This is a genomic window from Microcoleus anatoxicus (assembly GCF_042465725.1).
GTDB lineage: Bacteria > Cyanobacteriota > Cyanobacteriia > Cyanobacteriales > Microcoleaceae > Microcoleus > Microcoleus anatoxicus.
The window spans coordinates 5,806,370-5,826,644 of sequence record NZ_CP120853.1 but is presented as its reverse complement, the minus strand read 5'-3'; the positions used below and the strand labels follow the sequence as shown (position 1 = coordinate 5,826,644).

Annotated in this window: 20 protein-coding genes; 13 read left to right on the top strand and 7 right to left on the bottom strand. The window is 44.1% G+C overall.

Going from position 1 to position 20,275, the window contains the following annotated elements:
• Nucleotides 1–140: 140 nt before the first annotated feature.
• Nucleotides 141–539 (bottom strand): peptide-methionine (R)-S-oxide reductase MsrB, encoded by a 399-nt coding sequence (gene msrB, locus P2A85_RS25330; RefSeq protein ID WP_377476102.1) that lies wholly within the window; start codon nt 537–539, stop codon nt 141–143.
• A 637-nt stretch (nt 540–1,176) separates the two neighbouring features.
• On the opposite strand from msrB, the gene P2A85_RS25325 reads away from it, so the two are divergent.
• The 3 genes from P2A85_RS25325 to P2A85_RS25315 all read left to right on the top strand — a co-directional run bounded on the left by P2A85_RS25325 (nt 1,177) and on the right by P2A85_RS25315 (nt 3,806).
• A complete protein-coding gene (locus tag P2A85_RS25325; RefSeq protein ID WP_341738792.1) occupies nt 1,177–1,647 on the top strand; it encodes an LptA/OstA family protein in 471 nt (156 codons plus the stop codon).
• A 182-nt stretch (nt 1,648–1,829) separates the two neighbouring features.
• A complete protein-coding gene (gene lptB, locus P2A85_RS25320) occupies nt 1,830–2,558 on the top strand; it encodes an LPS export ABC transporter ATP-binding protein (RefSeq protein ID WP_341731227.1) in 729 nt (242 codons plus the stop codon).
• 81 nt (nt 2,559–2,639) lie between these two features.
• The gene (locus P2A85_RS25315) at nt 2,640–3,806 is read left to right on the top strand and encodes an LptF/LptG family permease (protein ID WP_377476101.1); all 1,167 of its coding nucleotides are present in this window, start codon (nt 2,640–2,642) and stop codon (nt 3,804–3,806) included.
• Nucleotides 3,807–4,202: 396 nt separating this feature from the next.
• On the opposite strand, the gene P2A85_RS25310 is transcribed toward P2A85_RS25315, so the two are convergent.
• The gene (locus P2A85_RS25310; RefSeq protein WP_377476100.1) at nt 4,203–5,558 is read right to left on the bottom strand and encodes a hypothetical protein; all 1,356 of its coding nucleotides are present in this window, start codon (nt 5,556–5,558) and stop codon (nt 4,203–4,205) included.
• Between the two features lie 352 nt (nt 5,559–5,910).
• On the opposite strand from P2A85_RS25310, the gene pgl reads away from it, so the two are divergent.
• The 4 genes from pgl (at nt 5,911) to P2A85_RS25290 (ending at nt 8,883) form a co-directional block, all read left to right on the top strand.
• Entirely contained in the window at nt 5,911–6,639 is a 729-nt protein-coding gene (gene pgl, locus P2A85_RS25305) for a 6-phosphogluconolactonase (RefSeq protein ID WP_377481712.1), read from the top strand.
• A gap of 298 nt (nt 6,640–6,937) precedes the next feature.
• Nucleotides 6,938–7,732 (top strand): FHA domain-containing protein, encoded by a 795-nt coding sequence (locus P2A85_RS25300; protein WP_377476099.1) that lies wholly within the window; start codon nt 6,938–6,940, stop codon nt 7,730–7,732.
• Between the two features lie 82 nt (nt 7,733–7,814).
• Entirely contained in the window at nt 7,815–8,297 is a 483-nt protein-coding gene (locus P2A85_RS25295; RefSeq protein WP_340517279.1) for an FHA domain-containing protein, read from the top strand.
• Between the two features lie 148 nt (nt 8,298–8,445).
• On the top strand, nt 8,446–8,883 hold the full coding sequence (locus P2A85_RS25290; protein ID WP_377476098.1) for an FHA domain-containing protein: 438 nt from the start codon (nt 8,446–8,448) through the stop codon (nt 8,881–8,883).
• Between the two features lie 99 nt (nt 8,884–8,982).
• On the opposite strand, the gene P2A85_RS25285 is transcribed toward P2A85_RS25290, so the two are convergent.
• The gene (locus tag P2A85_RS25285; protein ID WP_340517282.1) at nt 8,983–9,561 is read right to left on the bottom strand and encodes a DUF1997 domain-containing protein; all 579 of its coding nucleotides are present in this window, start codon (nt 9,559–9,561) and stop codon (nt 8,983–8,985) included.
• Nucleotides 9,562–9,780: 219 nt separating this feature from the next.
• On the opposite strand from P2A85_RS25285, the gene pheA reads away from it, so the two are divergent.
• Together pheA and P2A85_RS25275 are read left to right on the top strand one after the other, a co-directional pair.
• Nucleotides 9,781–10,701 carry a prephenate dehydratase gene (gene pheA / locus P2A85_RS25280; protein WP_377476097.1) on the top strand — a complete coding sequence of 307 codons (921 nt, stop codon included), beginning with the start codon at nt 9,781–9,783 and terminating at the stop codon, nt 10,699–10,701.
• A gap of 53 nt (nt 10,702–10,754) precedes the next feature.
• Nucleotides 10,755–11,396, top strand: coding sequence for a pentapeptide repeat-containing protein (locus tag P2A85_RS25275; RefSeq protein ID WP_377476095.1), 642 nt, complete (start codon nt 10,755–10,757; stop codon nt 11,394–11,396).
• Between the two features lie 174 nt (nt 11,397–11,570).
• Here the strand turns inward: P2A85_RS25275 and P2A85_RS25270 are convergent, their stop codons facing one another.
• Together P2A85_RS25270 and P2A85_RS25265 are read right to left on the bottom strand one after the other, a co-directional pair.
• Nucleotides 11,571–12,212 carry an LON peptidase substrate-binding domain-containing protein gene (locus tag P2A85_RS25270; protein ID WP_377476094.1) on the bottom strand — a complete coding sequence of 214 codons (642 nt, stop codon included), beginning with the start codon at nt 12,210–12,212 and terminating at the stop codon, nt 11,571–11,573.
• A 300-nt stretch (nt 12,213–12,512) separates the two neighbouring features.
• A complete protein-coding gene (locus tag P2A85_RS25265; RefSeq protein WP_377476092.1) occupies nt 12,513–16,082 on the bottom strand; it encodes an NB-ARC domain-containing protein in 3,570 nt (1,189 codons plus the stop codon).
• 313 nt (nt 16,083–16,395) lie between these two features.
• Here P2A85_RS25265 and P2A85_RS25260 point away from each other — a divergent pair, with 313 nt between their 5' ends.
• The 4 genes from P2A85_RS25260 to P2A85_RS25245 all read left to right on the top strand — a co-directional run bounded on the left by P2A85_RS25260 (nt 16,396) and on the right by P2A85_RS25245 (nt 18,085).
• Nucleotides 16,396–16,629, top strand: a complete 234-nt coding sequence (locus tag P2A85_RS25260; protein ID WP_377476091.1) for a hypothetical protein — start codon at nt 16,396–16,398, stop codon at nt 16,627–16,629.
• Nucleotides 16,630–16,665: 36 nt separating this feature from the next.
• Nucleotides 16,666–17,100, top strand: coding sequence for a retropepsin-like aspartic protease (locus P2A85_RS25255; protein WP_377476090.1), 435 nt, complete (start codon nt 16,666–16,668; stop codon nt 17,098–17,100).
• Nucleotides 17,101–17,116: 16 nt separating this feature from the next.
• Nucleotides 17,117–17,425 (top strand): hypothetical protein, encoded by a 309-nt coding sequence (locus P2A85_RS25250; protein ID WP_377476089.1) that lies wholly within the window; start codon nt 17,117–17,119, stop codon nt 17,423–17,425.
• A gap of 96 nt (nt 17,426–17,521) precedes the next feature.
• The gene (locus P2A85_RS25245; protein WP_377481709.1) at nt 17,522–18,085 is read left to right on the top strand and encodes a calcium-binding protein; all 564 of its coding nucleotides are present in this window, start codon (nt 17,522–17,524) and stop codon (nt 18,083–18,085) included.
• A gap of 357 nt (nt 18,086–18,442) precedes the next feature.
• Here the strand turns inward: P2A85_RS25245 and rpsJ are convergent, their stop codons facing one another.
• Together rpsJ and tuf are read right to left on the bottom strand one after the other, a co-directional pair.
• The gene (rpsJ, locus tag P2A85_RS25240) at nt 18,443–18,751 is read right to left on the bottom strand and encodes a 30S ribosomal protein S10 (RefSeq protein WP_202798556.1); all 309 of its coding nucleotides are present in this window, start codon (nt 18,749–18,751) and stop codon (nt 18,443–18,445) included.
• Between the two features lie 246 nt (nt 18,752–18,997).
• Nucleotides 18,998–20,227 carry an elongation factor Tu gene (tuf, locus tag P2A85_RS25235; protein ID WP_377481705.1) on the bottom strand — a complete coding sequence of 410 codons (1,230 nt, stop codon included), beginning with the start codon at nt 20,225–20,227 and terminating at the stop codon, nt 18,998–19,000.
• Nucleotides 20,228–20,275: the final 48 nt, after the last annotated feature.

The following is a 20,275-nucleotide window of genomic DNA, read 5'->3' as shown; positions in this document are numbered from 1 at the left end:
CCGCCACTATTTTTTATTCTGTTTGCTTCCACCATAAGATAGCAGTATGGGAGCATTTTGAACATAAATTAACTGGAACAGGATTTTTGACCCATTCCAGAAGAGCTTGCCATGTTGACGGTTGACGGTCAACTCAAGGTTCAATCCTTGGGTACGAAATTAAGAGAAGCAGAATTCATGCAGTAGCGCTGACCTGTTGGTCTGGGGCCGTCATTGAATACATGACCCAGATGAGCGTCACAGACAGCACACAACACCTCTGTGCGGCGCATAAACAAAGTATTATCGGATTCACACTTAACATTTTCTTCGCTAACTGGAGCGTAGAAACTCGGCCAACCAGTACCGGAATCGTACTTTGTTTCTGATTCAAATAGTGGAGTGCCGCAGCAAATACAATTATAAGTTCCTGGCTTTTTGTTGTCGTGATATTCGCCACTAAATGCTCTTTCAGTTCCCTTTTTTCTAGTAACTTTGAACTGTTCGGCTGTGAGCTGCTCTTTCCACTCGGCTTCAGTTTTTTGAACTTTATTAGTCATGATAGGAGGTTGTTAACTGTTAGCTTTTGACTGTTAATGGTTGACTGTATATATAGGAGGAATAAATTCGGCGGTCGGGAAATTCAAAATTGCTAAAATCATCTATCTGATTGAATTGTCCCTCTGCCGTCTGCCGTCTTCCTTATAGTATAGCGAGTCAACTCATGTCTCCATTAATATTAACCTAATTTGCTCGAAATGAACATAGCGGGAAAAAGGAGTAGCTGAATAGCTCTGCTGTTTTGATTTTTTGATTTGGGTATTAATTGAGAACACCTACTTGTTGAAGAAGTCGAGTAGATGGCGATGGTGCGATCGGCAAATAATCACCAGATTCTGCTATTTAAGAATAAAATTGAAGTAAGATCGGGGCGATCGACACAGAACCGATAGCCACCCTATGCCAAAGCCCGGTAAACTGTCCCTAACTCTTCCTAGAAAAAATTAGTCTGGACAGCAGACTCAGCAACATAGGCAGTAAAATTGGCATTTCTGTTGCTAGGATAATTGGTTGATAGTAGGTCGTGAACCGATCGACATAACGGGAGTCTTCCCGGTCGTTAAGATAAAATACTTAACTGTCAAAGCTAAAAGTTATGCCGTTGAGCAATTTTACAAATTTTGAGGCAGACAATCTATGATGTCCTCCGCTAAATTACTTAATTCGAGAATATTCAAAGGATTATCGCTGCTGTTGCCCCTCACTCTGGCAGGCGCGATGGCTTCTCCCACCTATCCCCAAGCAACGCCGCCCCGCACCCTCAGCGTGCGATCGGACATCCAAGAAGCAGACTCCAAAACCGGCATCGTGACAGCCCGCGGCAACGTCCAAATCAACTACCCAGCCCGCCAAATGCAAGCTACCGCAGCTCAAGCCCAATACTTCAGCCGCGAGCGCCGGATCATTCTCAGCGGAGACGTTTACGTCTTGCAGCAGGGGAACAGCCTCCGGGGCGAAACCGTGACATATCTAATCGACGAAGGGCGGTTTATTGCCCTACCAGACAAACCAGGGCAGGTAGAATCCGTCTATCTGGTTGCCCCAGAGCAAGATGCAGCCGCTCAAAATGCAGTCGGCTCCCCACGTCCCACCACAGCCCCGCGCTAAAAACTGCTGGCAGCACAATTTTGCGGGGGTCCTACCCACCCCACTATTAAATTGACTGTTTGTGGAACAGGCCAGGCCGTCGGGCCTGTTCAGCAGAATCATATAAAATCTCAGATCAACTTGAAATTCGATCGCCTTTGCCCGCCTACGGGAATTTAACTGGTAGAGATTGCTCGACGAGAATGAAAATTGTACTCGAAAATATTCACAAATCCTACGGCAAACGCAATATAGTCAGTCGCGTCAATCTTTCTGTAGCACAAGGAGAAATTGTCGGATTGCTCGGTCCCAACGGTGCTGGCAAAACTACCACCTTTTACATCGCTACGGGATTAGAAAAACCCAATCAAGGCAGCGTTTGGCTCAACGATTTAGACATCACTCAATTGCCGATGCACAAACGAGCACATTTGGGAATAGGATACCTGGCCCAAGAAGCCAGCATCTTTCGCAACATGACGGTGCGAGATAACATTTTGTTAGTCCTAGAACAAACTCAAGTGCCACGATGGGAATGGCGCGATCGCATAGATTTCCTGTTGCAAGAATTTCGCTTAGAAAAAATTGCATCCAGTTTAGGAATTCAAATTTCCGGCGGCGAAAGACGGCGGACTGAGCTGGCGAGAGCTTTGGCTGCGGGGCGAGACGGACCGATATTCCTATTTTTAGACGAACCCTTTGCCGGAGTAGATCCGATCGCCGTCAACGAAATTCAAAGTATTATTGCTAAATTGCGCGATCGGCAAATCGGCATCCTGATCACGGATCACAACGTGCGAGAAACCCTAGAAATTACCGATCGAGCCTACATCATGCGAGACGGCCAAATTTTAGCATCCGGCGCAGAAGAAGAACTCTACGGGAACCCTTTAGTGCGGCAATATTACTTAGGCGACAACTTCGTGCGATAATCTCCTGAAGGAATGGAAGAGCGGGCAAAATTTAATAATTTTGATTTTGAATAAAAGAAGAATCTGCGATCGCGTGCAACTATGAAAATAGCAATGTCCAAATCTTTCAATCCCCTCAACTGGCTGCCGAGAATTTCGGTAATGGACTGGTACATTGTCAAAGAACTAATGGGTCCATTTCTATTTGGTGTCGGACTCTTTACATCCGTAGCCATCACCGTCGGTGCCTTATTTGAATTAGTACGCAGAGTCGCAGAATCAGGCCTCCCCTACGGCGCAGCCCTGGAAATTTTCATGCTACAAATTCCCTATTTCGTAGTATTAGCTTTTCCGATGTCAATGCTGTTAGCAACCTTAATGGCTTACAGCCGAATGTCGAGCGATAGCGAACTCGTAGCCCTACGCAGTTGTGGAGTTAGCGTCTATCGACTGGTAATCCCAGCAGTAATTTTAGGGTTAGTTGTCACAGCCCTTACCTTCCCCTTACAAGAATTAGTAGTACCGGCGGCCAACTACCGGGCTACATTGACTTTAGACAAAGCCCTGAAGCGAGAAACACCGCAATTTCAAAAAGGCAATATTATTTACACAGAATTTCGGACAACTGACAAAAGCGCCAATGAAACCCTAGCCCGCTTTTTTTATGCAGAAGAATTTGACGGGAAACGCATGAAAGGTTTAACAATTATCGATCGCTCCACCCCCGGCCTCAATCAAATAGTTTCTTCAGAATCAGCTACCTGGAATCCCTCCGAAAACACCTGGGATTTTTTCAACGGCACGGCTTATATAGTAGCTCCTGATGGTTCTTACCGCAATATCGTTAGATTTGAACACCAACAATTGAAACTACCCCGTACACCCTTAGATTTAGCCGCGAGAGCGCGGGATTTTAAGGAAATGAATATTGCACAGGCTTTAGAGCGATTGGAGCTAATTAAAAACAGTGGCGACGAGCAACAAATTCGCAAACTTAGGGTAAGAATTCAAGAGAAATATGCTTTTCCTTTTGTATCTATGGTGTTTGCGATTGTCGGAGCCGCTTTGGGCACTCAACCGCGCCGCTCTGGTAAAGGCACGAGTTTTGGTATTAGCGTAGTGGTGATTTTCACTTACTATGTATTTTCTTTCATCACCAGTTCTATGGGTGTGAAAGCTGTCTTGAGTCCCATCCTATCAGCTTGGCTGCCGATCGCCTTTGGCTTTGGCATCGGCGGAGTCTTGTTAGTACGAGCCGCCTCTAGGTAAGGACATCGAGGCATTTGAGATGTGAGATTTGAATTTTTTTTGAATTAAAATCTGATATCAATTCCGGTTGTATCGGAATGATTTAACCGCGAAGGCGCGAAGTACGCGAAGGAAGAGAAGAGAAGAGAAGAGAGAGTTTAATGGACGATGAAGAGAGGATTTTATCTGACTTCCCGCTCTCCCCATCTTCCCTAAGTCCTCGGCAATAAAAAAGAAGGATTACCTATTGACTTTCGTTGATTTGGCATGATATTATTAGATAATGGGAATAGCGACAAAAATAATTATTTTTGTCGCTATTCCCATTATTAGATTGTACCTTATTAAAGGGCAAGAGTCAAGCGTTTAACCCTAAAAAAAAGGGCGATTTTTTTTATATTCAATCAAATAAAAAAATTATGGGTTAGAAAAAGTATTGATTTCGCCTCCACCAAGATAGCGTCCTGGAATCTGTCGCTGTGGAGGAGAAGGCTGTGGTGGAATTGGTGGCAGGCCCTGATTTGTGTTTTGAGGAACAACTCCAAAATTAGACTGGGTGGGCGAGTTTGACTGACTCGGCTGAACTGATTTAAATTGAGAATTGGCTGAATTAGGAGATAATTGAGGGTTAAGGATTTTGCTTTCGACCATCGCATTAGGAACAGCAGATTTTTCGACATTGGGAAGTAGCTGTATGGGGGAAGGTGTGGCGACGGGAATTACAGCAGGTTGAGTTTTAGGTATGAAATCGGAACCGGATAAATTAGTTTGGTAGGGATTTTTTGGTGTGGCCACATTTACAGGCTGTATGGTAATTTCGGGCATAACTGGTACTGTGGAATTTAATCGGCCCCAGGATTCAGGTAATGTGGTGGATGGGTTGGAAACTGGCTGAGAGTCGTTAATAATATTTGTGGAAGCCGGAACCTGCGTCAGTGGAGTGGGAAAATTCACAGAATTTGGTTTTGCTTGAGCTGTAGTGGTGGTTGGGAGCAAATTGTCGGGATTTGTAGGAGACAAAGTGCCGTTTAGTCGATCGGGCAATTTACTTTCCTTGGCAGTTTTTTCAGTAGAATTCGCCACTACTAAAGTGTCGGCAGCGATGTATTTTTTCATAGCTGCTTGTAAGGGACTTAAAGGAAGAGAATTTGGTTTTTTTTTGCTTGAACTAGCACTACCGTTCGCCTGGGATAAATTTGCTGTCTCCAAGGAGTCTCCCAGGCCAAGGTTGGAAGTCGCGGCAGTCTGCCCGCCGTCGAGAGAAGGACTCAAAGCTGATGTGGCGTTTGCAGTGGCCAAGCTTGAGTTTGTCTGGTTATTTTGGGTGGCGGAAGCCACAGGATTTGCGATATTGGGGAGGGATAAAGATGTGTTGATTGCTGGCTGCTTGGAAACTAGAGAGGGCGGAAATTTTTCGGCTCGCCTAGCGCTAATTTCATCGAATAAACCTTGGGTTTTGACTAGGGGTGAATTTAAAAAACCGAGTTCTGGATTAGAGCGATTGAATTGATTGACTAGCAGGGGTACGCTATCGATTTCAGCAGCAATTGCACTATCTTCAGCAGATAGCCCCGCGATGGGAGTGGGATTATTGGAAGTTGCTACATCTTCGCCATCTATGCTCAAGCGTTCTGGATTTACCGATACCTCCCAGATAAACAAACTCCCGGCACAGAGAACTGCTAGCGGTGCCCAAACCATAGGCTGCATCCAGTGGCGTAACCGCGCTATGAGATAGCGGACAGATGTAGGGAATCGTTTAAAACTTGACATAGTTTTGCTTTGGTATTTAGCACAGACTTAAAACAAGTTTTGGTAATTATATTATATCCTGTTTATGCTGTTGGCTGTCAAAGACTGCGAGGATTCCCGTAGGGAATAGCTTCGCACGGGCGCACTTTTGAGGAAAAATAGCTTCAAATATCTACAAAATATGAATTTATCTAAAGCAGGTTGAGAAAATAATTGATTGCCCATTAAAATCAACGGCTCATGAGGATGATAAAATTTGAGTTGGCACGGTGTCAATCCTGCTGAAGGGGGTTTGGCGATCGACAGACAAGGAAAAAAAGTGACAGCCAAGTTGGCAATTGCCGACTACTTAAGACAATTTGAGATTAAAAAGATGACAAAAGTAGTAGAAGTATTAGCCAATCGGGAAGAATTAATAGCTCGATCGCTCTCGGTTGTGTGCTCCCAAATCCAAGCAGCCATAGCAGAACGAGGAATATGTACGCTCGCCGCGGCCGGCGGCAGCACACCAGAACCACTTTACAAATTGCTGAGCGCTCAAGACTTGCCGTGGGATAAAATTCACGTTTTCTGGGGGGATGAACGCTACGTACCTTCAGATCACCAGGATAGCAATCAAAAAATGGCACGTCTGGCATGGCTGGACAAAGTAAACATCCCCCCCAGTAACATTCACCCGATGCCGACAGGTAGTGGGGACCCGGCTGCCGATGCCCTGGCCTACCAAACTCAATTGCAAGACTTCTTCCAGGTATCGGAGGGGGAGTTTCCGGCGATCGACATAATTTTATTAGGGATCGGAGACGACGCCCACACAGCCTCTCTATTTCCCCACACAGCAGCTTTACAAGTGCGCGATGCCCTAGTGACGGTGGGTAACAAGGACGGTCAACCCCGCATCACGTTTACAGTTCCCTTAATTAACCATGCTCGTTGTGTCATCTTCATTGTTGCAGGTGGCAGCAAAAAACCAGCCCTAGCTCAAATTTTTGCCCCCGTAGCCGATGACTTGACTTATCCATCGAGACTGATTCAACCCAGTGGCGAACTCTTGTGGTTGCTAGATGCGGCGGCGGGGGAAGAGTTACAATCCCTCGGTTAGGTCTGAGGTGATAGCTGTGGGAGTGTGTAGATATAGTATTATAAAACTTCATTAAGATTATAATCATCGATCGACACTGGTGCTATTGAGGGTAACAGAAAGCCACAGCCATCAAGCCGTGGATTAGTTGATTAACTTTTAAAAAAGCCCGTCATCACTCCCAGAACCGCCCAAGGCCAGTTGCTAGCATTGGCAAAGCAATAGGAGAATGGTGGCGGTTAAAGTTAAAATTTGACCGTACACTAAACTATTTTTATGAGGCTGATTTGAAAATCTGGCCGATAGCAAGGAGAAATCGATGATTGTCTGTCCCAATTGCAATCACCAAAACCCCGACGGAGCTAACCAGTGTGAGGCTTGCTACACGCCTTTACCCGTTACCGCCAGTTGCTCGAACTGCGGTGCTGCGGTTCAGACAGATGCAGCTTTTTGTGGTCAGTGTGGCTTTAATTTACGTCCAGGTTCCTCGGTTCCAGAAACAGAGGCAACTTTAGTGCCATCGTCTGTGGGCCCGACAGTGGTATCGCCATTGATGCCAGATTTAGTGTCGCCGGAGCCGCTGATAGTACCGGAAACTGTGGTGACGGCAAATCCAGGACCTAACTTGGAAAAAACTCCCCTTAGCATTCCGCCTGCTGTTCCCGATGCGCCACCATTGCCCTCGGTTGCTGTGACAACGCAACCTGTGGCAACCTCGGTTAATACTACTCCTGCGGTTGCTGGCCAACCGACGACACCGGGTGTAGCGAAAACTCAACTGCAACAGCAGTCAGCGAGGCTGATACACGTCCAGACAAATACGCTGATGGAATTGCCTCACAATCTTTCTGTAATTCATATAGGCAAGCCCAATGACTTGGTACCGCCGGATATTGATGTTGCTGGATTTGCTAATTCTGAGATCGTCTCTAGGGTACACGCTAATCTCCGGGTTGAGGGAGATGCTTGTTATCTAGAGGATGTGGGTAGTTCCAACGGTACTTATGTCAACAATACTCCCCTCCCGAAGGGAAATCGACACCGGTTGCGACCGGGAGATCGCATCTCTTTGGGTAAAGGAGACCTGGTTACGTTTTTATTTCAAGTTTCTTAGATAGAGTTTGGATTGGGCGAAAGAAAGTCTAAAATCTAAAATCGCATCAAGAACCCATCTACCAAAACTCACTGCTGCCAATGTGATTAAGCTGACCTTGCTACATCCACTCCAGTCTATACCCGTCCGCAGTTGGACCTTTGAAGACGAAGAGGTCGTCTGCATTGGGCGATCGACAGAAAGCCACGTAGTTCTTTTCAGTGCGGTGGTTTCTCGTCGCCACATAGAATTGCGGCGTTCTGGAAAAAACTGGGAATTGATTAATTTAGGCACCAATGGCACTTACCTCGATGGTCAACCGATCGCGAGCATTCCCATTGTGGACGGTCTGATCGTTCACTTGGCTCGATCGGGGCCAAAAATTCAAATCAACTTTGTCCCCAATCAGCCCTCGGTCCAGGTCGAAAAAATTAGCATCAGTCCGAGGGATGCTAAGGCAATTTCTAATCCTTTAGAAGCGGCGCAAATCGTCACAATTCCAATTCCCCAAACAGAAATTACCATTTCTAGGGAAGAGGATGATTTAACGGAGGGGGAGAATACTCGCGATTATACTGCTCAATAATATGAAGTCAGTGTACGATGGCCGATGGAAATATCGAGCTGCTGTATACATGATTCGGAGGTGATTCCCAGAGTGGGACTCAAAGCCCAATACTTTGCTAAAAGCCTAGGAAGTGAATACTAATTATGCCTAAATTTCTGTAAGATCAGTGATTACCTTAACCCTACTTCATCCTATCCAATCAGTCCCAGTTCAAAGTTGGTCTTTTGAATCCGAATCAGTGGTTCGGATCGGTCGATCGAACGACAATGATGTAATTATTTACAGCGCGGTTGTTTCTCGCCACCACGTCGAGTTGTGGAAGCATCCCTTTGGCTGGGAAATTATTAATTTTGGCGCTAATGGCACTTACATCAATGACCAATCCATCGCTCAAGCTTTGGTGGTAGACGGGATGACGATTCGTTTGGGTCATTCTGGACCCTCTATCCGGATTCGGGTAGGTGCCACGAATTTGCCACCGCAGTCATCGCGCTCTGACAAAAAGGACAAAACTTCCACACAGAAGCAAACAGATTCTCCTTTCCGTCACGGAATCATTGAGGACGATGAAGATGGTGCCTTGACTCAAATCGATCTTGATTAGACATCTGGCAAAAAGCTGGTCTGGAACAGGCCAAAGAGCCTGTTCCAAAGGAATTATGGGAGATGTCTATCGACGCAGAATGATGTTTAGACTTGTTTATTAACCTTCTAAAGATAAGATTGTGGGGCTATCGGTTAACAGGGCCTGAGTTTCGTTACCAGCCCACCTGCGGTAATCCAAAAGTAACTGGTACATCAATCGTTGTTTGACACTAAGCAGTACGCTCTTGAGCAAACCGTTGCCGGTTGCTTCCAAAATTGGTTTGGGAGTCAGCCACAAAGGTGGTGGTAGCTCTACTCGCACTTCCAAATCCGCTTTTCCGTTCAGATATGTTACCCCGCCACTTTGATGCGGTGACAACAGTCCTTTGAGATTGAGAGCAAAGCGATCGTTGATATAATCGACGCCTAGAATGTCACAGGCGACGGACTCCAAATTGATTGTGCCGTCGGAGAGCGCCCACACCCTCATGTCTACCGTGGGTTGAATGCTCAGCATCATAAATTGTAACGGCCGCATTTTGAGCCGAAAACATTCATCACTTAGCTGCTCAGTGCGACTGCGATCGACTAGAGCATTTACAAGTCGCTTGGGCTGACGCAGATAATGTTGAATGGGAACCCGTTCCTCTGGTACGGCGATCTCAACTGATTGGCAAGCATTAAACCGGATATACATGAGACGATATCAAATTAGAGGAGTCGTAACCATATCTTAATAAACTATAACCCTTTTCCAGTGACATAAGTCACGCAACGAGTAATGTCATCCGAGAAATAACGGAGAAAAGTTTCCCAGATACTGCGCTAATTTTCGGATTTTACTTGCTGCTATCTGGGAGAAACACAGATTTGTCCCTGTCTGCTATGTAGCCACAATTAGGTAAAATTCCCTACTATGAAAATTTCGATCGCACATCTGGGCCCAGTCGGAACCAATGCAGAAACAGCCGCTCTGGCTTATGTTCAGTGGTTGAGCCAAGAAACTAACTGGGAATGCACCCTGTATCCTTATGCAACCATATCCCAGGCTCTAGAGGCATCGGCCACAGGGCTGGTTGATTTATCAGTTGTGCCCGTGGAAAATTCCATCGAAGGAAGTGTTACTGTCACCTTAGACACGCTGTGGCGACTCGATCGCCTCCGGATTCAACACGCCTTAATTTTGCCAATTTCCCACGCCCTAGTATCAAAAGCTGAAAGTTTTAATCAGATTCAAAAAGTTTACTCTCACCCGCAAGCCCTAGCTCAGTGTCAGTTGTGGCTGGGGAAGTTTATCCCATCGGCTCAGTTAATTCCGGCGAATTCAACCACGGAATACTTGGATTACCTGGAGGATACAAGTGTGGCGGTGATTTCTGCGCCCAGAGCGGCTCAACTTTATAATTTGCCAGTGTTAGCTCATCCGATTAATGATTATCCCGACAATTACACTCGATTTTGGATACTTGGTAAGGGAGTTGAAGAACTGGACAATGTAGAAATAGGCAAGAGTCAACCATCAACTAAATCCATCACCAAATCCGCTGCTAAGTTGATCCTGGATGCTTCACCGTCTAATTGTACCCATACGTCCCTAGCTTTTAGCGTGCCTGCCAATATGCCGGGAGCGCTGGTAAAGCCATTACAAGTATTTGCCAGTCGGGGGATTAATCTGAGTCGGATTGAATCTAGACCGACTAAGCGATCGCTCGGAGAATATATTTTCTTTATGGATGTTGAAGCTAATGCCTGTCACGCAGTGGTGCGATCGGCATTGGAAGAGCTAAAGACCTACACTGAAACTTTAAAAATATTTGGGTGTTACAGTGTACTGTAGTATACTGTAAGTAGTACAATTTTTTCAAGTATTAAAGTTAAGAGGCTAGCAAAATGAATGCAGATGAACTTCTGAAGCGATATGCTGCCGGGGAAAGAAATTTTCATGAAATAAACTTAAAAGAGGCTGCTTTGGCCGAAGCTTTCCTAAGTCATATTAATTTGGCGTGTGCTAATTTGAAAGAGATTAATTTATCTTTAGCAGACTTAAGTTGGGCCAACTTAATAGGAGCCAACCTCAAGAATGGTTGCCTACTGATGACTCAATTAAATTGGGCAAACCTCAGCGGAGCAGATCTAACATTTGCGAGATTAACAGGGGCTGATTTGGTGGAGGCAAACCTGCAAAAAGCCAACTTGAGCGACACGAAAATGATCGGTGTCAACTTGACTGGTGCATCCTTGCAAGGGGCCAATCTCATGGAAGCAAACTTAATAGATTCTTGCTTAGAGCGGGCTGATTTGAGTTCCGCGAATTTAACTGAGGTGAAGTTAAGGGGAGCAAATTTGCAAAAGGCTAACTTGAGAGGATCTCTGTTATATGAAGCGAATCTTCATCGTGCCGATTTGAGAGAAGCTGACTTGGAGGGCGCTAATCTTAGTGGGGCTTTTTTGTGCGGTGCAAATTTGGAAGGAGCCAACTTAAAGGGGGCAATTTTCAGCGGTGCTATACAGTTTTGTGTGCGACAAGTTTAATAGGGCCCAAGGAAGATGGAAGAAGGTGTTTCGACCCTGACACTCAGCGGTTGGGCCAGGGTAGTCGAAGGGTCGAAGGGTCGAAGGGCGAGGGTGGCTTCAGGAAGAATGAAGAAATCCTTTTAGATACTAATTTTGGACTACCTAGACCGTACAGATACTTAAGTAGATGGACTATTTGAGTGTATCTTTCAGTACAGTCCTAGCTGCTAAATGATTGCGAGTAGAAGTTAAAATTTCGGTTTCGCGTTCCAATCTAGCAGCAGTATCTTGCAATTCTAAAAGGATTTGCTGTTCTGTGGCTGCGCCGTAAAGGTAGCTGGCGACCCAATAGGACAATTCTGTGGGTAAGCTGGGAATGTCTTCTGGTAGGTCGATCGGCTGATCCATCAATTTGCTAGAAAGTCGAACTACATCGCGAAGCAGTTGTTCGACATCTTGACTTAAGGTTCTGAGGTCTTTTTGGGGCGGTTCGTCTTCGATCCATTCTACCAGACCGACTAAATAGGGTTTTTCCCGCACTGCGTCGAGGACTCGGAAGCGCTGCTGTCCGAGGGTCATAATTTTCAGGCGATCGTCGGGGAGTCGCTGACAGTGAATGACTTCGGCGCAGCAGCCGACAGCGGAGACTTTATTTTGGTTGGGGTCCCACATGAGTACACCGAAACGGCGATCGCTCTCCAGAATCGTATTCATCATGATTCGATAGCGAAACTCGAAAATTTGCAGCGGGAGCTGCCTACCGGGAAATAGAACCACTTCCGGCAAGGGAAATAGGGGGAGTTCGCGAACTGCTACAGAGGAAGAGGATGCCATTATCGCTGGAATGTGAGGGTACTTGCGCTTATTTTACTTTAACTGATTTGAGGCAATTCTGGGCGGGGTGAGGGGCGATCGACAGAAAATTCGGTTAAATACAAGTGTACCCAGTGCTGTCAGCTTGAAAACATCCGTCACCGGCGATCGGCAGCCGACCTCGGGGGATTTACAGTCCTGGACGCGATCGCGCTACATATAGCGTGTCAAAAGTTCCGATCGCCCGTTAAATCGGAGCAACGTAGGTTTAAGGATTAAAATAGAGTAGGTATTGGTTGGCCTATTAACCTAAACTTATTCCTAATCTTCCACCGCACCTAATACCTTGAGCATTACTTTTTGAGTATCAGCGATCCCCGTCGCACCTGTAATATTCATTCCTTCATAGAGGCGTTTGGCTTTCAGCGTTTTCAGGCAAACACTTGTTTCAATATTCCACAATTTAATTGTCTCATCTTCACTCCCACTTGCCAGCATTAATCCGTCTGGACTAAAAGCAACCGATCGAACTCGATTTGTATGTCCTGTAAACGTTTGGATACAACGACCACTTTGCACATCCCAGAGTTTGATTGTACAATCATCACCGCCACTAGCTAGAATTTGGCTATTAGGACTAAAGGCAACCGATCTAATTTGATCGGTATGTTCTGCTAAACTATGTAGACATTTACCTGTGCTAACATCCCAGAGTTTGATTGTGAGGTCATCACTGCCACTGGCGATAATTTTACCATCAGGACTCCAAGCAAGTGAACGTATCAGCTTTTGATGTTCTCCTAAGTTTGTTATTTTTTCTGTTTCAATATTCTGTAAATGTAAAAATTTAGCGTCACTGCCGATCGCTATATTCTCACTATCAGGACTCAGAGCAACTGACCAAATCCAATCTGAATAATTGTTTAAGCTTTTCAAGCATTGACCTGTCTTAACATCCCATAATTTAATACTGCGATCGTCGCCAGCACTAATCAGTTTTGTTCCTTCTATATTAAAAGCAACTAACCAAATCCAATCCCGATGTTTTTGCGGGAAATTTACGCATTCACTTGTAGCACTATCCCACAATTTTACCCAACCATCGTTACCACCACTCGCGATCTTTATCCCTTGAGGATGGAAGGAAACTGACTGTACCCGCTTTGTATGTTTGCCTAATATTTTATAGTTACCTGTCTCAATATCCCACAGTTTAACTGTGCGATCGTCACTCCCACTAACAATTGTTTCCCCATCAGGAGAAAAAGCCACTGACCAAACTCGTTGAGTATAGCCATAGATAGTCTTTAAAGATTCACCTTTACGGACATCCCACAATCTGACACTTTGATCGTCACTACCACTAATTAGAGTTTGACCATCAGGACTAAAAGCTATAACTCTCACTCGGCGATCGCGTTCTGGTAAAGTTAATAATTCACCAGTTTCGATGTTCCATAACTTGACTGTTTGATCGGCACTTCCACTAGCCAAAGTGTGACCGTCAGGACTAAAAACAACTGACCATACTCGTCCATTATGTCCCCGAAAAATCTTGAGGCATTCGCCAGTATGAATATCCAACAATCTCACAAGCTTATCATCGCTACCAGTCGCTAAAGTTTCGCCATCTGGACTAAAAGCGATCGATCGAACGGGATGATTACCTTGCCGCCATGTGGTACTACATTCACCTGTTTGAACATCCCATAATTTCACAGTTTGATCTACACTAGCACTGGCTATGATTGTTCCTTGAGCATTGAAAGCAACTGCGCGTACCCAGTAACGATGTTCTTTTAAAATATGTAGACATTGAGGAGAATCAACATCATTTATATTCCACAATCTTACGGTGCAATCATCACTAGAACTAGCCAAAATTTGACCATCAGGACTAAAAGCAACTGACCAAACTTGATCGGTGTGTTCCTCTAAAGTGGCAAGGCATTCACCAGTATTACTATTCCATAACCTAATAGTGCTATCGTTACTACTACTGACTAAAATTGGTTTTTGGGGATGAAAGACAACGGATCTTACCCAATTAGTATGACCGACACAAGTAGTGATAATTTGACCATCCGCTACTCGCCAAATATAAATATTTTTATCCGCATCGCCTGTCGCCCACAATTTGCCATCAGAACTAAATGCTACTGAAAGAACACTACCCAAAGGTTCAGAAAAAACGGATTTACATAAGTTAGAATAGGCAAAATTAACTTGATGTAAATTCACTCCATGAAGATAGGCTTGGCAAATAGTTAAACGGGAAAAATCATAGTTTCTTAAATCGGTGTTTAGCTGGCACAATAGGTTGAGAATATTGCCTCCTAAATACCCTGGGGCTTGAGGCGATTGTTGTTGGAAATTTGAGAGAATTTGTTTCAGCTTATTTTCGACATTTCTTTTCCCGCCAAGTTCCTGAATCAATCTTTCTAGTAATGGTTGGAGGATGCTACGAACTTGAGTCTCTCTGATATAATCTTTGGTTGTTGCTTTGCTAATAGAATAGCTGTTCAAAAGTTCTATTTGCCCTATCTTAATTTCTTGGCAAACTTCATTTATTAATCTATTGATAATGTATTCTCTTAAGGCGGCTATCTGTGTATATCCAAATTGAGTATTTTTGATGAGCGATCGCCTTTTCAAAGATGCTAAAGATTCGAGCAATTCTTGTTTAGCTTCCCATGAAATAATATCCTCTTTTAGTTCTAAGTCTGACATTGGTTCATAGTTAATAGCTAACCAGTACATGATTTGCTTTTCCGAGGAAGATAGACGACCAAACTGACTTTCTAATAAATTGTTGATTTGAGTAAATTTTGCTTTACCCAAGTATTCTTTTACAAATCGAGATAAATTTCCTCCTAATGAATCTTGTATTTCTACTGCCACTACTTCTAAGGCAAAAGGAGTACCTGCATAGTTTTCAATCACTAATTTCCATTCATCGTCCGAACCGAAAAAACTTCCATACTTTTCTGTAAATATTTTTTGGCCATCTTCTACGTTTAAACCATCTAAATCCAACGAGCGTATAGTTTGAGTTTGTCTGGCAATCCGGTCAATTCCTTCTGGTTTCTCTCGACTGGTAATTAGCAAACAGCTTTGATGAGATGATTGAGCTATTCGTTTTAGCAAATCACCATAGCCTTGATAGGCTTCCCGATATTGACCTATATGATTACGACTTTGAAGAATTGACTCTGCATTATCCAGTACGATCAAACAGCGTGAAGATTCTAAATAATGAATCAGTCTGCTTATTTTATCCTCTAAAGCATCTGGTAGTGTAGTTTCTTGCTGATTAGAAAAGAATTTGATTGCATCTGCTAGAATTTTTTCGACTGGTGGCGATGCCCGAAGACTTCGCCAGATTATATAGTCAAAATCATTGTGAATTTTTTTTGCTAATTCGATCGATAAAGTGGTTTTACCTATACCTCCTTGACCTAGCAGCAAAATTAAGGGACATTTATCCTGCAAAATCCATGTCTTTAATGTAGCTAATTCCTGAGTGCGTCCGTAGCAATATGAGATCGTGGGGGTATTTCCCCAATCTTGGTATGGGGTGACGGCTAGTTGTTCACACTGCTCTCGATTTAGAGAGTGTATAACTTGGTGTGCCTGCGATCGCTTCTTCAGTGCCACCCGTAAGTTTTTTTTGCTAATCTGGTCCCCTAAACTATTTGAAAGTAGCTTCCACAATAGTGAAGCTTCATTTTTTATATGACCCTCGTTGTATGGCAATTTTTCAGCCATCTCTTTGTATGTATAGTTTTCCCAAGATGCCTGAAGTATTGCCTTTTGCAGGTCACTAAGAAGTTCTCCTTTTTTGGCAAAAACTAAATCGTCAATGATTTTTAAAGCTTCCTCAAAGTCCATAGCTTATGGCAGCGTCAGGTTTTACCCTCCATCTTACCAAAATGTGACTTTTATGACAATTTTATTTTTCAAACTCCTGACTTTTATGACTTGACACTCAATTAATTGCAAGAATAGAATTTAGATAAGCCGTAAAATATGCATATAACAATCCTAAATCATTTGCATAATTATTGCATAATTATTGTAGGTTGCCCGATAGATAAGGGGTAGGCACGGGGGCACCACCCCTACAAATTTATCTGAATCATTTAGGATTGCTATATAAACAAATATTTTATTTATAGTCAACGTTAGCATATTCTTCTTTAAAATGCTTAAAACAGTTGAAAAACCCCAAGAGATACGAATACCAGAAATTACAGAAAAGTACCCTAAGCAATGGGTAACAGTAGAAATTACTAAAAGAGATATGTATGGTTTTCCGGCTAGTGGAAAAGTTCTATACCAGGCAACTGACATAGATTTAATGCTAGACAAAACTAAGTACATTAAAAAAGATCTGTACATCTTTTACACTGGTAGTATTGATGACGAGGCTCAATAAGGTGAGCTCAGACTTTAGATACTACGAAGATAAGAAATGACTGTAATTTTAGTGAAGAAGAAGTTTGTCGGAGATGCAACTTTCGACAAACTTAAGTTATGGGTAATACCTGTCACCATCAAGGGTGAGGAAAGAAAGCGTGATTTTAACTTACTTCTGGATACGGGAGCGCAGCGAACAGTAATCATCCCGAAGGTGAAGGAAAATCTCGATTTACTAGAAGTAAAGCAAGAATCTGTGCAAGGAATTGGTGTAACTGGTAACTCTCAATATTCGACAGTCACAGTCAACCTAGAAATAGGTTCAATAAACTTGGTTGATGTAAATATTTTAGTGGGTAGTTTACCGGGTGTGTTTAGTAGGTATCAGATTGTTGGTATATTAGGAGCAGATGTACTCCAGTTGCTTTCCCTGAAGATTGATTACCTGGAAAAGCTACTGGAGATTGAACGTCCTTTTGTATACTCTTAAATTTTAGGATTGCCCAATGTCTACAACTTCTGAACCAGAAAAAAAGCTTAAGGTAGTATCTTTGCAACCAAAAGTAGTTTTTGTTAAAACAAGTGAACAACAAGTAGAATCAAAAGAGTCTGTAGAGGAAGAAGTTATTTTAGCTCCTTTTATGTTAGATGGGGAACAAGTAATAGAAGACTTGAGCCAACTTGTTGACAAAGTTTATGAAGAGTTTTCACAAGCCTGTGAAAAGCGAAATTTAAATTGGGAAGCTGAGCTTGAACTGGGAATGGAATTTGGTGTAAAGTTTACAGCTAAACTCAAAATAATTCCTAAATCTTGAAATTAGATGTGGTGCTTCAGGAGTCAGCTTTAATATTTGGGGACAAGGTGCGATCGACCGTACCAAAAATAATAAAGGTGTTGTCGCCCTAAACCTATCGGTAATGCCAGCAACGATAACTTGGCAGGTGGCACAGCTAATGACAACATTCGTGGTGGTGCAGGAAATGACTATATTACAGGTGGCGACGGTAACGATGCTCTCTTTGGGGATAGCAGCAACGATACCCTTTACGGTGGACGCGGTAATGATTCAGTCTTTGGTGGGACTGGCAACGATCGCCTTTTTGGAGATAATGGCGACGACGTGCTGACGGGCGCAGATGCAGCAGCAGGCAAAGGTTTGGGCGAAATCGATCGCTTGACTGGCGGCGCTGGGCGCGATCGCTTTGTGCTAGGCGCTACTCAGGGAGCTTTCTACAGCGATAATAATATTAGCAGCTCGGGTCTTAGCGATTTTGCGGTAATTACCGATTTCAATGCTTTAGAAGATACGATCGAACTGTCCGGCCCCAAGTCAAGATATAGTCTGGGAGCGTCACCAACTGGTTTAGCTGCGGGTACAGCCATCTTCCTGAATGAAAGTCGTCCCGAACTAATTGCGATCGTTCAAGGTTCCACCAACCTCAACCTCAGCGCCAACTATTTTGTCAATGTCTAGTAGGACTTAAACAAACTGGGCTATATCTGGCTTCCACAAGTGGGGTTTATCTGCTTTTGCCCGCATTTGTTTTTGCTACTCGATCGCCCAAATTTTCATCAAACACAGTCCTGGACGCACTCATACCAAAGAAACCGGGTTTTTTACCTAATACCAAATCCGGGTTTCCAAACCCCTTTATTCTTCAATCGGCGCAGGCCGATTTTGTTTGTATAGACGCGGTTTCAACCGCCGAGTCATAACTCAGAATTTTCGTAAAAAAACCCAGTTTCTGACTATCCTTGCGTCCAAAATTGAAAAAGAAGGAACAAGTATTTTTCCCTTGTTCCTTCTTTTGTGATTTCTCAAACTGTCAATCTACAGCTTGACTTCGATATCTACGCCGGCTGGCAAATCCAGCTTCATCAAAGCATCAATTGTTTTAGCAGAAGGCTGGTGAATGTCGATGATGCGGCGGTGGGTGCGGGTTTCAAAGTGTTCGCGAGAATCTTTGTCTACGTGGGGCGATCGCAGCAAGCAATAAATCCGCCGTTTTGTAGGTAGGGGAATCGGACCGATCGCAGTGGCTGCTGTCCGATTTGCTGTATCTACAATCTTTTCGCAAGATGCGTCTAGAATGCGTCGATCAAAAGCTTTGAGGCGAATGCGAATTTTTTGTTGTTGGATAGCTGCCATTTTGGTTTCTTTAATTTTCTAGGTTCAGTTTTTTTTAGTCATTAGTCATTAGTTATTAGTCATTAGTTATTAGTCATTAGTCATTAGTCATTAGTTATTAGTCGTTAGTTATTAGTCAGTAGTCATTAGTCATTAGGTAACTACTAATATAAACTAAGGACAACTGACCACTAACTACTAACTACTAACTACTGACTACTGACTACTGACTAATGACTACTGACTATGAGCGTATTCCTACTTGAGGATTTTGGAAACAACGCCTGCGCCGACGGTGCGTCCGCCTTCACGGATAGCAAAGCGCATTCCTTGTTCGATCGCGATCGGGTGAATCAGCTCCACAGTCATCTTGATCCGGTCACCAGGCATCACCATTTCTGCTTCGGAGCCGTCATCAGCGGTGAACTGCATGATCGTACCAGTTACATCAGTTGTACGAACGTAGAACTGAGGGCGGTAGCCAGAGAAAAAGGGCGTGTGACGACCACCTTCTTCCTTCTTCAGGATGTAGACTTCTGATTCAAACTGAGTGTGAGGCAAGATGCTCTTTGGCTTGGCAATCACCATGCCCCGTTCGATATCTGCCTTCAAAATCCCCCGCAACAGTAAGCCCACGTTGTCCCCAGCCAAGCCTTCCTCCAAAGACTTGGTGAACATTTCCACACCAGTCACGGTAGTGTTGCGAGTGTCCTTGAGACCTACGATTTCGACGTTTTCACCTACTTTGACCTTACCACGTTCAATCCGGCCAGTGGCGACAGTACCCCGACCAGTAATGGAGAATACGTCTTCTACTGCCATCAAGAATGGCTTATCAATTTCACGTTCGGGGGTGGGGATGTAACTATCCACTGCTTCCATCAGTGCATAAATCTTGTCAATCCAGGGATCGTCGCCCTTGACAGACTTGGGATTTGCAATCATGGCTTCGAGAGCTTTGAGTCCCGAACCAGTGACGATGGGGATATCATCGCCAGGAAAATCGTAGGAGCTTAGAAGTTCGCGAACTTCCAGTTCCACCAATTCCAAAAGTTCTGCGTCATCTACCATGTCTTCTTTGTTCAAGAACACTACCAAGCTAGGAACGCCAACTTGCTTAGCTAACAGGATGTGTTCGCGAGTTTGAGGCATGGGGCCGTCTGCCGCAGACACTACCAGGATGCCGCCGTCCATTTGAGCAGCACCGGTGATCATGTTTTTCACATAGTCAGCGTGTCCGGGGCAATCAACGTGGGCATAGTGCCTATCTGTGGTTTCGTATTCTACGTGAGCGGTATTAATCGTAATACCGCGTGCTTTTTCTTCAGGCGCGGCATCGATTTCGTCGTATTTCTTACCCTTGGCCTGACCCAGGGCCGAAAGGGTCATGGTAATCGCGGCGGTTAAGGTTGTTTTGCCGTGGTCAACGTGACCGATCGTACCGATGTTTACGTGGGGTTTAGTCCGTTCAAATTTTGCGCGTGCCATTCTCGATTTGTTCCTTGTTTTTTTAGCGATTTTAGACTTGAGATTTGA